The organism is Thermovenabulum gondwanense, from assembly GCF_001601575.1.
In the GTDB taxonomy this organism is placed as follows: Bacteria; Bacillota; Thermosediminibacteria; order Thermosediminibacterales; family Thermosediminibacteraceae; genus Thermovenabulum; species Thermovenabulum gondwanense.
The window spans coordinates 41022-55247 of record NZ_LOHZ01000020.1; the positions used below are offsets into that span (position 1 = coordinate 41022).

The following is a 14226-nucleotide window of genomic DNA, read 5'->3' on the forward strand; positions in this document are numbered from 1 at the left end:
CCCCTTTTTTAATATATCTCCAAAATGTAAAATTTTAAGTAGCTTGTCTCTTCAGACGCTGCCAGTACCGGATGATCCTTTGCTTGAGATCTTTTTTCGATTATTCTCACGGTAACCTTTGCATCGTATGCGGCAGACATGAGAATATTAAAAAAAAGCTCATCATTGACGTGATGGGAACAGGAAGAGGTAATTAAAAAACCTCCCGGTTTTAAAAGCTTCATTCCCCTCAAGTTAATTTCTTTATAACCTCGAAGGGCACCCTCCAATGCTTTTTTGTTCTTGACAAATGCAGGGGGATCGAGGATAACAACATCGAACTTCTTTTTATCATTGTAGAATTTCCTTAAAATATCAAAGGCATTGCCTACTTCAAATTTTATAATATCCTGCATTCCGTTTAATTTTGCGTTTTCTCTTGCTAAGGAAATTGCGTCATCGGAATAATCATAGGCCAGAATGTTATTGGCACCGTATTTTGCAGCGTTAAGCGCAAAGGAGCCCGTATAACAGAAACATTCTAAGATTTCTCTTCCTTTTACAAAAGGCTCTATTGCTTTTCGATTTTCCCTTTGGTCAAAGAAAAAGCCTGTCTTTTGTCCTTCTACTACATCCACATAATACTGAATATCGTTTTCTTCAATTATGATTTTCTCTGGTAACTCTCCGTATAATACACCTTTTTTTAGTTCAAGCCCTTCGAGTTCCCTTACAGGAGCGTCATTTCGTTCATATATACATTTTGGGCTAAGAAGTTCTACGAGAATATCAACGATAATATTTTTGTATTTTTCCATTCCAAGGGATAGAGTTTGAATCACGAGAGTATTATTAAATTTATCCACAATAAGTGCAGGAAGAAAATCGGCTTCGGCATAAATTAATCTGTAACTTTCGCCGTAATTTAATTGTTTTCTGTAATTTAATGCCTTTATTATTCTATTTTTAAAAAATTCCCTATCAATATCTTCGTCCTTATTTTTTGTGAGAAATCTAACGGTAATCTGGGATTTAGGGTTGATATAACCCTTTCCTAAAAATTTACCGTTTTCTAAGTACACTTCTACTATGTCCCCGGGCTTATAATTTCCCTTGATGTTTAATATTTCGGTACTGTAAACCCAAGGATGGCCCTTTTCTATTCTTTCGTTCTTTTTACCTTTTAAAATTACCTTAGCCATTATATTCCTCCGTTACTCGCCAAGTTGTACGTCCAATGAGTTGAATATTATCTTTTGGATATCAAAGATCAATACCATTAATTTATTTTCAGCTTCTAAATATCTTTTTATACCCGAATGGTATTTGATTATTTCATACAGGTTATTTAACTTTTGTTCTTCTTCGGCAAAGGTTTTACCCGACAAAGCGAGGGTCTGCACCTCTATCTCTTTTGCCCTTAGGTCCTTAAGCATCTCTAAAGCCTTTTTATCTTTTTCAAGCTCTTCTTTTGCTTTTTTAAATTCTATATATTCCTCGCTTTCTAAAAGCGCTCTGGCAAGTTCATGAGCTTTATCATAGACGTTCAACACCGGTCCCCCTTTTCCTTAAAGTTAATATCAGATTTAAAAGGTCATTGAAAGAACCGGAATAATCGGAAATTATCTTTTTGTTGTTTCTATTTATCATATAATCCTTTAATAGAAAAGTTTTTACTCCCAGCTTTCTCACAATAAGGTCTTCTTCTACATCATTTCCAATCATCAGACAATTTTCTGGAGATTTCTTTATTATGGATAAAATCTCTTCATAATATTGAATATGAGGTTTTGTAAAATGCATGATCTCGTAAGAAGTTATAAGCCTGTAAGGAAAGTTTTCAGCATTTATCCATCTCAACCTCTGTCTTATTGCATTTAATGGGAAAATGGGATTTGTTGCAATTACGACATCATAATTCATCAAGAATGCAGTTTTAAGAATTTTACTGGAAAAGGGATGGGGTTTCAAAACTTTTTTAAGAGATGGAAAATCTTTATCGTAGAATTCATCAAATTCAAACTGTAGTATTTCTTTTTCGATGTTTATATCTTTGCTGAAAAAAGCTTCCCAGAAAACTTCTTTATTGGTTTTTGAGGAATCCAGATTATTCACCATGGCCATGGTGGAATCAAGCAAGTGTGCGATGAATTGTTGAGGGTCGAAAAATTTACTCATCTTCGTTGCGATTAATTTTAAGTAGGAATTTATAAATTCATCGGTATCTAAGGGAAGAAGGGTGCCATCCAGATCAAATAGCAGCGTATCTATCAATTTTTACCCCTCCTGAAGTTTACACACAAATAAGATATTAATATTTGAAATAATAAAAATAGATTTTAATCCTACAATATATTATACTATTACAAGGAGGGTAAGTCGATGAAATTGTTTGCAGATTTTCACACCCATACCAAATATAGCCACGGCAAGGGGACCGTTAAAGAAAATGTATATTCGGCTTTAAAAAAGGGGTTGAAGGCAGTAGGAATATCCGAACACGGACCCAACAATATAGGAGTTGGCACCAATCTTAAAGATTTTGAAAGGATAAAGAAGGAAATTGAACAACTTAAAAAAGAATTTAAAGAAATCGATATACTTTTTGGATGTGAAGCGAATGTCATTAGCTTAGAAGGGGACCTGGATATTCCGGAAGAAATTTTAGAACAAATGGATTATGTAATGGTAGGGCTTCATCCGCAAATCTGGGGTAAGAGTATTAAAGATACTTATCATATTTTAATAGAGAATTATTTAGTAAAAACAATAAATACTTACCTTCAAAAAGTAATGAAACAAAATACTCAGGCTTTAATTAATGCTATGGAGAGATATAAAATAGACATAATAACTCATCCCGGGCTTCATATGCCAATCGATACAGGAATTCTTGCCAAAAAGGCGGCGGAAAAAGGCACCGCTTTGGAGATTAATGCGGGGCATGACCATACGACGGTTGAGTATATAAGGATAGCAAAAAGACAGGGAGTTAAGTTTGCACTGGGCAGCGATGCCCATGAGCCCGAAAGGGTGGGAGAGCTTTCAAGGGCAATAAAACTTGCGAAAGAAGCAGGATTGACAAAAACAGATATTATTAATGCTCTATAGCTTTAGGTTTGGAGGGGGATTTGTGGAAAAAGATTTTAATTTTGTAATAATTACCGGACTTTCGGGGGCGGGAAGAACCCTTGCTTTGAGGGTATTTGAAGATAACGGCTTTTTTTGTATTGACAATTTACCTCCCCAGCTTATACCCAAGTTTGCGGAGTTATGCAGCCAGAGCAGAAAAAAGCTCGAAAAAGTTGCTCTTGTAATCGATATCCGGGGAGGGGATTTTTTCGATAACCTTTTTGATAGCCTAAAATCTTTAGAAGATATGGGTTATGCCTATAAAATTATTTTTTTAGATGCCTCCGATGAGGTTTTGATTAAAAGGTATAAAGAGAGCAGGCGAAAACATCCGCTCGCACCGGATAAAAGAATAGTTGAAGGGATTAATTTAGAAAGAAGGAAATTAGCGCTTTTAAAGGCAAAATCGGATTTTATTATTGACACTTCCTTCAAGACTCCTGCCCAGCTTAAAGAAGAAATAGAAAAAAGATTTTTGCAGAGGGATAAAAGCGATACAGGGTTATTGATAAATATCGTTTCCTTTGGATTTAAACAAGGACTTCCTCTTGATGCAGATTTAGTCTTTGATGTAAGATTTTTACCAAATCCATTTTATGATGATGACCTGAGGCCCCTTTCGGGTAGTGACGAAAAAGTAAAAAATTATATTTTTAATTTTGAGGAGACGAAGGTATTTCTTAAGAAAGTTCAGGACTTGATAGAGTTTTTAATTCCTTACTATATTAAAGAAGGCAAATCTCAATTAGTGGTGGCTATAGGATGTACCGGAGGAAGACACAGGTCAATAGCTGTAGCCAATGAGCTGGCGAGGTTGTTAAAAGAAAGGGGTTATTATATAAATATAGAACACAGAGATGAAAAAGAAACAAGGGGGTAATATCCGGTGTTAAAAGTAGTAGCGATCGGTGGAGGTACCGGATTGCCTTCTTTGCTAAGGGGAATAAAATACTATACAAAGGATATAACCGCCATTGTCACCGTTGCTGATGATGGAGGTAGTTCCGGACGTTTAAGGGATGAATTGAAGATGCCTCCTCCAGGGGATATCAGAAATTGCCTTCTGGCTCTTGCGAATACCGAGCCTTTAATGGAAAAGCTTTTTCAATATAGATTTGATAGTGGTTTTTTAAAGGGGCATAGTTTTGGCAATCTTTTTTTAGCAGCCATGACAGAAGTTTTGGGAGACTTTGAACTTGCCATAAAGGAGTCGAGTAAGGTTCTTGCAGTAAGCGGACAGGTAATGCCATCTACTCTTGAGGATATAGTATTGATGGCTGAATACGATGATGGAAGTGTAGCCATTGGGGAGTCGTTAATACCAAGAATAAAAAGAAAAATTAATAAAGTCAAGTTGATTCCGGAAGATGCAAAACCTTTAAATGAAGCCCTGGAAGCCATTGAAAAAGCGGATGCAATTATATTGGGTCCGGGAAGTCTTTATACAAGTATAATACCCAACCTTTTGATTCGCGGTATCAGGGAGGCCATCGAAAGTTCTTCCGCAAAAAAAATCTTTGTGGTTAACATTATGACTCAGCCGGGAGAAACTGACAATTATACTGCCTTTGACCATGTTAAAGCGATAGTTGAGCATGCGGGAGAAAAGATTATAGAGTATGTGCTCGTTAATGTGGAAAAAATACCCGAAAGATTATTACAAAAGTACAAAGAAGAAGGGTCGGTGCCTGTAGTCGTAGATGAAGAGCGAATATTAGAAATGGGCTATAAAATAATAAAAACAGAAGTGCTCTCAATAAATGATGTAATAAGGCATGATTCAGAAAAATTAGCTAAGGAAATTATGAAGTTATTTTCTTAGTCTGCTTATTTACAAACGGAATAATTTTATGTAGAATAAAAAAAGTTAGGGTGAAAAAAATTGTCTTTTTCATCGGAATTAAAAGAAGAAATTTCAAAAATCACCGATAAGGATTGTTGCGGTCTGGCTGAATTATCCGCTTTGATCAGAATGAGCGCTGGTATGTCTCCTAAAGGAGATTCCATAGTTATAACCGTTCATACTGAAAATGCCGCTGTTGCCCGCAGGTTTATCCAGTTAATGAAAAAATATGAAACCGTAGAGTTTGAAATTACCGTCGAAAAAGAAAAATTGAGAAACAAAAATCTTTATCTGGTGAAAGCTTTTTCTCGGGGAAAAAAGATGGAAGAATTTTTATCAAAAATTGGCATAATAAGTGTGAAAAACGGCAAGATCACCTTAGAGGAAGGAATTAAATTTAAAATATTCAAAAAAAGATGCTGCAAAAAAGCTTATTTAAGAGGGGCTTTTTTGGGTGGCGGGTCGATAAGTGACCCTAAGCGGGCGCATCATTTAGAATTTATCACAAACAACATTAAAATCGCCCATGATTTATCTAAGCTTATGGAGGAGTTTAATATTTCTTCAAAAATAACAAGGCGAAAGGAAAGGTATGTGGTTTATTTAAAAAACGGTGATAATATAAAAGATTTACTGGGATTGATGGGAGCTAATGAGTCCCTCTTAAAATTTGAAAATGAAAGAGTATTAAAGGATATGAGAAATAATGTAAACAGGTTGGTCAATTGCGAAACAGCCAATTTAAACAAAACCATTGATGCGTCTTTTAATCAGATAGAGTTTATTATTTTTTTAAAGGAGAAAGGTATTTTGTCCAAACTTTCTCCGGTTTTACAGGAAATAGCCGAAATGAGATTGAAATTTCCGGAACTCAGTTTAAAGGAACTGGGTCAAATTATGGACCCACCATTAAGTAAATCGGGGGTAAGCCATAGGCTAAAAAGATTAAAGCAGATAGCGGATAAATTTAAACAATTTGAAGGGGGAAACATAAATGTATAAAATTGCTGTAGAAGTGAAAAACAAAACCGGATTACATGCAAGGCCGGCTGCTTTGTTCGTACAAACAGCCAGTAAGTTTAAATCAGAAATTTTTATCGAAAAAGAAGGCAAGAAAGTAAACGCAAAAAGTATAATGGGAGTAATGTCTCTTGCGGTAAGTCAGGGGACAAAAATAGAGATTTCCGCATCGGGAGAAGATGAAAAAGAAGCAGTCGAAGCACTCGTTGCACTTATCGATTCTAAATTTGGAGAAGAGTAAAAGCTACCTTTATGGTAGCTTTTATTAATATTGAGAGGGAAGGTTATGACTAAACACGAAAAGATAATCGAATATATAAAAAATTTGAAAATAGGGAACAGGATATCGGTAAGAAAATTAGCAAAGGAGTTGAATGTAAGCGAAGGAACCGCATACAGAGCTATTAAAGATGCTCAATTGGAAGGACTTGTGACAACACTTCCTCGAATCGGCACAATTAGAATTGAAAAAGAGAATAAAAAAGGGATAGAGGAACTTACCTTTCAGGAAGTTGTAAATATTGTAGAAGGTTCAGTTTTAGGGGGTTTTTCCGGATTGGAAAAACCGTTAAAAAAATTCTTGATAGGTGCAATGGAAGTCGAAGACATAGCCAGGTATATAGAACCCTGTGACTTACTTATAGTAGGGAACAGAAAAGAAGCCCAGCTCCTTGCTCTGAATAGAAAAGCAGCGGTTCTGGTAACAGGAGGATTTTACCCTGATGCTGAAGTAATTGAACTTGCAAATAAAGTGGAAAGACCCATAATTACTTCTTCCTATGATACCTTTACGGTAGCTATGCTTATTAATAGGGCAATTTCTACAAAGTTAAAACAAAAGGAAGTAATTTTAACAAAAGATGTAATGGTAAGTAACCCATATTTTCTCGATATTAATTCGAAGGTAGGGGACTGGAGGAGGTTGCTCAGGGCAACAAGGCACAGCAAATTTCCGGTTGTAAACGATGAAGGAGAGCTGGTTGGAATTGCTACTACCAATGATGTCATAGGTTACCCTGATGACGTTCCTATAAAGGACCTGATGACAAAGAATCCCATATGTGTATCGCCCGATACACCGATTGCATACGCTGTCCATTTGATGGTATGGGAAGGTATTGAGCTGATTCCGGTAGTGGAAAACAAAAAATTGGTCGGCGTAATTTCTCGACAGGATACCATGAAGGTACTGAAAAGTTTGAGCATGCAGCCTCAAATTGGTGAGACAATAGATGAAATGATATTAAACTCTTTTTCTATAAGAAGTTTAGCGAAGGTGTGATTTTGAAAGGATTTACAACGCCCGCAATGCTAAATCAATACGGTGTGACGAGTTTTGGTTCCTTAATGACTGCAATGGCCAATGCGGGACTCGAAGCATTTAGAATAGTAAAAAGGCTGGAAACCATTCCCGATACTTTTACTGTGTATTTCTCCAAGCCTGTTCAGCTAAAAGAAGATATTATTATTAAAGCAGAGATAATGGAAATTGGTAGAAAAGCAGGAAAAGTTGAAATAAATGTCGAAAATCAGAACGGAATGATAGCAAAGGGAGTAATGTCCGTAAAAGTACTTATAAGGTAGGTGATGATTCTGGGATTTGTACACCTTCACCTGCATACCAATTATAGCCTTCTGGATGGAGCCTGCAGTATAGAAAAGCTGGTTGAAGAACTTAAAAAAAGAGAAATGATGGCGGCAGCCATTACAGACCACGGAGTAATGTACGGAGTAATAGATTTTTACAAGGCTATGAAAAAGGAAGGTTTAAAGCCAATTATAGGATGCGAAGTATACCTTGCAAAACGCCGATTGAATGATAAAGAACCGGGCAAAGATGACGAACAGTATCATTTAGTTTTATTAGCAAAGGATAATGAGGGTTATAAAAATTTGGTTAAACTTACCTCCATAGCCTTTATTGATGGGTTTTACTATAAACCCAGGATAGATAAGGAATTATTGAAAAAATATTCTAAGGGGCTTATCGGTTTGAGTGCATGTCTTGCGGGAGAAATACCTTCTAAAATTCTTGACGGAGATTACGATGAGGCAAAAAAAATAGCATTGGAATATTTAGATATTTTTGGGAACGGGAATTTCTATTTAGAGCTTCAGGATCACAAAATTCTGGAACAGAAAAAAGTAAATCAGGCACTGTATAACATTAGCAAAGAAACAGGCATTCCTCTGGTGGCTACCAATGACGTACATTATATATCTAAGGAAGATTATGAAATTCACGATGCTCTTTTATGTATACAAACCGGTAAAACCATTAAGGATGAGGACAGGTTAAAATTTCCTACGGATGAATTTTACCTGAAGACTGAAACCGAAATGAGGCGGTTGTTTTTCCAGGTTCCCGAGGCCCTGGAAAATACTATTAGAATATCGGAAATGTGCAATGTGGAAATTGAGTTTAATAAAATTTATCTACCGGATTTTAAAGTTCCGGAAGGTTATACCCATGATTCCTATCTGGAAAAGCTCTGCCAGGATGGTTTATTAAAGCGATATAAAAGGATAAGTCCTGCTATAAAAGAGCGTTTGAAGTATGAACTTGAAGTTATAAAAAAGATGGGTTATTCTGCATATTTTTTAATAGTGTGGGATTACGTAAATTATGCCAGAAGAAATCAAATAATGGTAGGGCCCGGACGGGGTTCTGCAGCAGGAAGTTTAGTAGCTTATTGTTTGGGGATTACCGATATAGATCCGTTAAAATATAATTTACTGTTTGAGAGGTTTTTAAATCCCGAGAGGGTTACAATGCCGGATATTGATGTAGATTTTTGTTTTGAGAGAAGAGAAGAGGTAATCAAATATGTAATAAATAAGTACGGGGAAGATAGGGTAGCCCAGATAGGTACTTTTGGGACAATGGCAGCCAGGGCAGCAGTAAGGGATGTAGGAAGGGTACTGGGTTATCCTTACGGTGAAGTTGATGCAATAGCAAAGATGATACCCATGGAATTGGGGATGACTGTAGAAAAAGCTTTGGAATTGAATCCGGAACTAAATATTAGATATCAATCGGATGACAGAATAAAAAAACTTTTAAATATAGCCAAATCTATAGAAGGCTTTCCCAGGCATGCTTCCACTCATGCGGCGGGAATAGTAATTTCAGCATTGCCATTAACGGACCTTGTTCCTTTGCACAAAGTGGGAGACACCGTATCTACTCAATATACCATGAGCAATTTAGAAGAGATCGGCCTTTTAAAGATGGATTTTTTGGGCTTAAGAACTTTAACGGTGATAAGAGATGCCTTAGATTTAATAAAAAAGTCAAAAGAAGTGGAGATTGACCTTAAGACCCTTCCTTTGGATGATAAAAAGGTATATGAACTTTTGAGCAATGGGGAAACCCTTGGTGTATTTCAATTAGAAAGCGAAGGTATGAGAACCTTATTAAAAGAGTTGAAACCGGAACGTTTTGAAGACATAATTGCTGTAATCGGTTTATACAGACCGGGGCCGCTGGGAAGCGGAGCTGCCCAGGAATTTATAAAAAATAAAAACGGCAAACAACAGGTGAAATACCTGCACCCCAAATTAAAACCCATTCTGGAAGAAACCTACGGTATTATACTCTATCAGGAACAGGCAATGAAGATAGCTCAAGAACTGGCGGGTTTTACCCTTGCCCAGGCGGATATTTTGAGAAAAGCTATGGGCAAAAAGCAGCAGGATGTTATGCAAGCCCAGAGAAATGCATTCATTGAAGGATGCCTTAAAAATGGAATAGAAAGGGAAGTAGCGGAAAAAATTTTCGATGATATTTCATATTTTGCGGGTTACGGATTTAATAAATCCCATGCGGCCGCTTATGCCCTTATTGCCTATCAGACTGCTTATTTAAAAGCACACTTTCCTGTGGAATACATGGCAGCTCTGTTAAGCAGTGTAATGCATAACTTGGACAAGGTTGCTCAGTATATTTTAGAGTGCAGGCGAATGGGGATCGATGTACTGCCTCCTGATGTAAATGAAAGCTATGAAAGCTTTACGGTAGTTAATGGGAAAATTCGTTTTGGGCTTTCGGCCGTTAAAAATGTTGGTGAGAATGCTGTAAAAAGCATAATTCATATGAGAAAAGAAAAGGGTAAATTCAAATCGCTGGCGGATTTTTGCGAAAAACTATCTTCGGGCGAGTTAAATAAAAGATTGATCGAAAGCTTAATAATGGCCGGAGCTATGGATTCTTTTGGTGCAAAAAGGTCGCAATTATTGTCGGTTTACGAGGATGTGCTGGAAAACATACAAAAAAGGAAAAACGGACGGAATGTAGATAAAAATCAGGTCTCCTTTTTAGAGTTGCTGGAAGAGCAAAATGAAGATTATGAAAAGGATGAACTTCCCGATATACCCGAATATGATAAAAACCAGCTTCTTGCAATGGAAAAAGAAGTACTGGGTCTTTACCTCAGCGGGCACCCTCTCAAAGAATATGAGAATTTTCTTTTAAAAAACACCAATTTAAGAGCAAAAGAAATTTTAGAAAACTATAATTTGAGTGACGGAGTTAACGTAACCGTAGGTGGAATAATTTCGGGAATAAAACTTAAATCTACTAAAGAAAATAGAATGATGGCATTTTTAAATCTTGAAGATCTAACCGGTACAATGGAAATAATAGTATTTCCGTTGGTATGGGAAAAATACAGGGAGCTTTTAGTTCAGGATAATAAAGTACTTATTAAGGGCCGCGTCAATTTAAAGGAAGAAGAAGCTCCAAAGATAATAGCGGAAGAAATTGAACCGTTGAATGCAGTTAACTTAAAAAAACCCGGCGCAATAATAGTAAATATTGATAAGGGAGATGAAAAACTGATAAATTCTTTTAAAGATTTTTTCCTTTTGCATCCAGGCAATTGTCCTGTTACAATTTATATTAATGAATTAAAAAAAGCGATAATAACGGGTAAGGAATTTTTCATAGATGAAAGTGAAAAAACCTTGCAAGAGTTAATTAACATTAAAGGAGTTCAGGGATGCCTCTTTCTAAATAATTTAAAAGAGGAGGTTTAAAAATGTGGACGGTTGTTTATATGACTACCAGCAAGGAGACTGCTGATAAAGTAGCGGAGATATTGAAAAATGAAGGTTTTCTTGTTAAAACCAAAGAAGCTTTAAAAAGTAAAAAAAAGGGATGTTATATAGAAATTCTTGTACCTGAAGCTGAAGCTGAAGAAGCTCATAAAATAATTTTGGAGAAAAATTTATAATTTAGAGGGGAGAAAGTAATGAAAAGAATTGGTGTGCTTACAAGCGGTGGGGATGCTCCCGGAATGAATGCAGCGATAAGGGCGGTGGTAAGGCATTCTATATTTAACGGAGTAGAAGTTTACGGTATAAAAAAAGGTTATCAGGGACTGATAAACGCGGATTTTGTCAAAATGGACCTCGGTTCTGTGGGTGATATTATTCACCGGGGGGGTACCATTTTAAGGACAGCTCGATCGGAAGAATTTAAAACCGAAGAAGGAATTGCTAAAGCTATTAAAAATCTTAAAGATTACGGCATCGAAGGGCTGGTCGTAATCGGTGGGGATGGTTCCTTCAGGGGAGCTTATGAGCTTTCTAAAAGAGGGATTGCTGCAATTGGAGTGCCGGGAACAATAGACAACGATATTCCCTATACGGAGTACACAATTGGTTTTGATACGGCAGTAAACACCGTTGTGGAAGCAGTAAACAAAATTAGGGATACGGCTACTTCCCATGAAAGAACCTTTATTGTAGAAGTGATGGGAAGGGAATCGGGTAACATTGCCCTTTACGCAGGAGTAGCAAGTGGAGCGGAGAATATTTTGGTACCGGAAATTCCCTATGATATAAATGAAGTCTGCAAGAAGATAATGAACGGGTATAAAAGAGGTAAACTCCACAGCATCATTATTTTAGCCGAAGGTGCAGGGCATAGCTTTGATGTGGGGAAAAAGATACATGAAATTACCGGTCTTGAAACAAGGATTATTGTCCTGGGACACGTGCAAAGGGGAGGAACACCAACGGCTTTTGACAGGATTATGGCAAGCCGAATGGGAGCCAAGGCTGTAGAACTATTAATTAAAGGTGAAACTGCAAAGATGGTAGGTTATTCCAGGGGGGAAATAGTCATTACCGATTTAGAAAAAATAAAGGAAAAGAAAAAAACCTTTAACATGGAATTATACGAGCTTGCAAATATTCTTTCGATTTAAAGGGGAGGAAGGCAATGAGAAAAACTAAAATAATCTGTACCATTGGACCATCCAGTGAAAGAAAGGATGTATTAAGGGAATTAATTTTGGCCGGTATGAATGTAGCAAGGCTTAACTTTTCTCACGGTACCCATGAGGAGCATGAAAAAAGAATAATCGCCATAAGGGAAGTAGAAAAAGAATTAAAGGCAAATGTGGCGGTAATGCTTGATACTAAAGGGCCCGAAATAAGAATTGGAACTTTTAAAAACGGCAAGGTTTACCTGAAAAAAGGACAGAAGTTTTCTTTAAAAACATATCCCTGTGAAGGGGACGAAACGGGAGTATACGTGGACTTAAAACAAATAAGTGAAATTTTAAAAAAAGGAGACAGAGTGCTAATAGCCGATGGCTTGATAGAACTTTTAGTGGATGAAATAAAAGGGGAGGAAATTATCTGTACGGTTAATAATGAGGGAGAACTGGGCAGCAAAAAAGGTGTCAATCTTCCCGGAAAAATCGTGCCCCTGCCTTCCGTAACAGAGAAAGATAAGGAAGACATTATTTTCGGCATTAAAATGGGAGTGGATTTTATTGCGGCATCCTTTGTCAGAAAGGCTCAGGATGTGATCGCAATAAGAAAGATATTGGAGGAAAATGGTGGACAGGATATACAAATAATTGCAAAAATTGAAAACCAGGAAGGAGTAAACAATATTGATGAGATCATAAAAGTGGCCGATGCTATAATGGTTGCAAGGGGTGACTTGGGTGTTGAAATACCGGTAGAAGAAGTGCCAATAGTTCAAAAGAAGATCATCGAAAAGTGCAATAAAGCAGGAAGACCTGTCATTACCGCGACTCAAATGCTTGACTCTATGATAAGAAATCCCAGGCCTACCAGAGCGGAAACCACCGATGTGGCAAATGCTATTTTAGATGGTACGGATGCAATTATGCTTTCCGGAGAAACAGCAGCGGGAGATTTTCCGGTAGAAGCTGCCCGAATGATGGCGAAAATAGCTGAAAAAGTTGAAGAAACAATAAAAGTTGATGAGGTGACATCCGGAAGGCAGCGCATAATAAAGACGGTAACGGATGCTATCAGCCATGCTACATACACCATAGCGAGAGACCTCTGTGCTGCTGCAATAATTACGTCCACAAAATCGGGTTACACTGCAAGAATGGTGGCTAAATTCAGGCCACAAGCTCCGATTATAGCAGTTACACCAAAAGAAAAAGTTTTGAAAACTCTTCAAATCGTATGGGGTGTTTATCCAATAAAAATAAACGAGGTCATTTCTACCGATGAAATGTTCAGAGAGGCTATATCTGGTGCATTGAGTTCTGGTATAATTAAAAAAGGAGACCTGGTGGTTATTACCGCCGGTGTGCCGGTAAATGTAACAGGTACAACAAATTTGATAAGGGTGCATATTGTGGGCGAGGTAATTTTAAAAGGGACGGGTATAGGAAATAAATTTGTTACCGGTATTGCTTTTGTGGCGGATACGTTAAAAAAAGCTATGGAAATGCCGGACGGAGCTATTCTTGTTGTAGATGCTACCGATGCGGATTATACTCCGATAATAAAAAGGGCAAGCGCCGTTATTACACAAGAAGGTGGACTTACTTCACATGCGGCAATACTGGGCCTCGAGTTTGGTATTCCTGTGGTTGTTGGAGCTGAAGGGGCAACGGAAAGGATAAGAACCGGAGAAGAGATCACCGTAGATAGCCAGAGGGGGCTTATTTTTAGAGGAAGGGTGGATGTAAAATAAATTAACAAAATTTTTTTATAACACCCCCTTGACATATCTTTTATGAGGATGTAAAATACTTCTTAAACTATAAGAATATCCAGCGATAAAATCGCTGGTATTTTTATAAAATTTCAGGTTATTTAATTAAAAATTTAATATTTTAAAATGCTGTGAAGGAGAAGAAGACAGTTGATACCGTCAAAGAGAGCCGGGTAAGGTGAAAGCCGGTACGGGTCAAAGTTTTTCTATCACTCCGGAGCAGCTGGTGCGAATGTGAGTAGTACCAGACGCCTGC

The 14226-nt window shown here is 37.2% G+C and carries 14 protein-coding genes and 1 other annotated feature (1 of these 15 cut by a window edge); of the genes, 11 read left to right on the forward strand and 3 right to left on the reverse strand.

Annotation, left to right across the window (positions count from 1 at the left end; genetic code table 11):
• Positions 1-8: 8 nt before the first annotated feature.
• From ATZ99_RS02330 to ATZ99_RS02340, 3 genes are read right to left on the reverse strand one after another with little or no spacing between them, the layout of a single operon-like run.
• The gene (locus tag ATZ99_RS02330) at positions 9-1181 is read right to left on the reverse strand and encodes a class I SAM-dependent rRNA methyltransferase (RefSeq protein WP_068747633.1); all 1173 of its coding nucleotides are present in this window, start codon (positions 1179-1181) and stop codon (positions 9-11) included.
• Between the two features lie 12 nt (positions 1182-1193).
• Positions 1194-1529, reverse strand: a complete 336-nt coding sequence (locus ATZ99_RS02335) for a YlbF/YmcA family competence regulator (protein WP_068747634.1) — start codon at positions 1527-1529, stop codon at positions 1194-1196.
• The gene (locus tag ATZ99_RS02340; protein ID WP_068747635.1) at positions 1516-2253 is read right to left on the reverse strand and encodes an HAD family hydrolase; all 738 of its coding nucleotides are present in this window, start codon (positions 2251-2253) and stop codon (positions 1516-1518) included. Before ATZ99_RS02340 ends, ATZ99_RS02335 begins: the two co-directional genes overlap by 14 nt.
• Positions 2254-2361: 108 nt before the next feature.
• Between ATZ99_RS02340 and ATZ99_RS02345 the strand changes: the two genes are divergently transcribed.
• Genes ATZ99_RS02345 through pyk form a run of 11 tightly spaced genes read left to right on the forward strand, consistent with a single transcriptional unit; the run spans position 2362 to position 13949 of the window.
• Positions 2362-3090, forward strand: a complete 729-nt coding sequence (locus ATZ99_RS02345) for a PHP domain-containing protein (RefSeq protein ID WP_068747636.1) — start codon at positions 2362-2364, stop codon at positions 3088-3090.
• Positions 3091-3112: 22 nt separating this feature from the next.
• Entirely contained in the window at positions 3113-3991 is an 879-nt protein-coding gene (gene rapZ / locus ATZ99_RS02350; protein WP_245641284.1) for an RNase adapter RapZ, read from the forward strand.
• Positions 3992-3997: 6 nt separating this feature from the next.
• Positions 3998-4933 (forward strand): gluconeogenesis factor YvcK family protein, encoded by a 936-nt coding sequence (locus tag ATZ99_RS02355; protein WP_068747638.1) that lies wholly within the window; start codon positions 3998-4000, stop codon positions 4931-4933.
• Between the two features lie 60 nt (positions 4934-4993).
• Positions 4994-5956 (forward strand): DNA-binding protein WhiA, encoded by a 963-nt coding sequence (gene whiA, locus ATZ99_RS02360; protein WP_068747639.1) that lies wholly within the window; start codon positions 4994-4996, stop codon positions 5954-5956.
• Positions 5949-6215: an HPr family phosphocarrier protein gene (locus tag ATZ99_RS02365; protein WP_068747640.1), complete on the forward strand. Its 267-nt coding sequence runs from the start codon at positions 5949-5951 to the stop codon at positions 6213-6215. The genes whiA and ATZ99_RS02365 overlap by 8 nt, the downstream gene beginning before the upstream one ends.
• Before the next feature lie 45 nt (positions 6216-6260).
• Positions 6261-7256: a DRTGG domain-containing protein gene (locus ATZ99_RS02370; RefSeq protein WP_245641285.1), complete on the forward strand. Its 996-nt coding sequence runs from the start codon at positions 6261-6263 to the stop codon at positions 7254-7256.
• Positions 7257-7258: 2 nt separating this feature from the next.
• The gene (locus ATZ99_RS12090) at positions 7259-7558 is read left to right on the forward strand and encodes a PaaI family thioesterase (RefSeq protein ID WP_245641286.1); all 300 of its coding nucleotides are present in this window, start codon (positions 7259-7261) and stop codon (positions 7556-7558) included.
• Positions 7559-7561: 3 nt separating this feature from the next.
• Entirely contained in the window at positions 7562-11011 is a 3450-nt protein-coding gene (locus tag ATZ99_RS02375) for a DNA polymerase III subunit alpha (RefSeq protein WP_068747641.1), read from the forward strand.
• 2 nt (positions 11012-11013) lie between these two features.
• A complete protein-coding gene (locus tag ATZ99_RS02380; protein WP_068747642.1) occupies positions 11014-11208 on the forward strand; it encodes a hypothetical protein in 195 nt (64 codons plus the stop codon).
• A gap of 18 nt (positions 11209-11226) precedes the next feature.
• Positions 11227-12186 carry a 6-phosphofructokinase gene (gene pfkA / locus ATZ99_RS02385; protein ID WP_068747643.1) on the forward strand — a complete coding sequence of 320 codons (960 nt, stop codon included), beginning with the start codon at positions 11227-11229 and terminating at the stop codon, positions 12184-12186.
• 14 nt (positions 12187-12200) lie between these two features.
• A complete protein-coding gene (gene pyk, locus ATZ99_RS02390) occupies positions 12201-13949 on the forward strand; it encodes a pyruvate kinase (RefSeq protein WP_068747644.1) in 1749 nt (582 codons plus the stop codon).
• Between the two features lie 143 nt (positions 13950-14092).
• Positions 14093-14226 (forward strand) — a binding site (T-box leader); it runs 74 nt beyond the window's last position.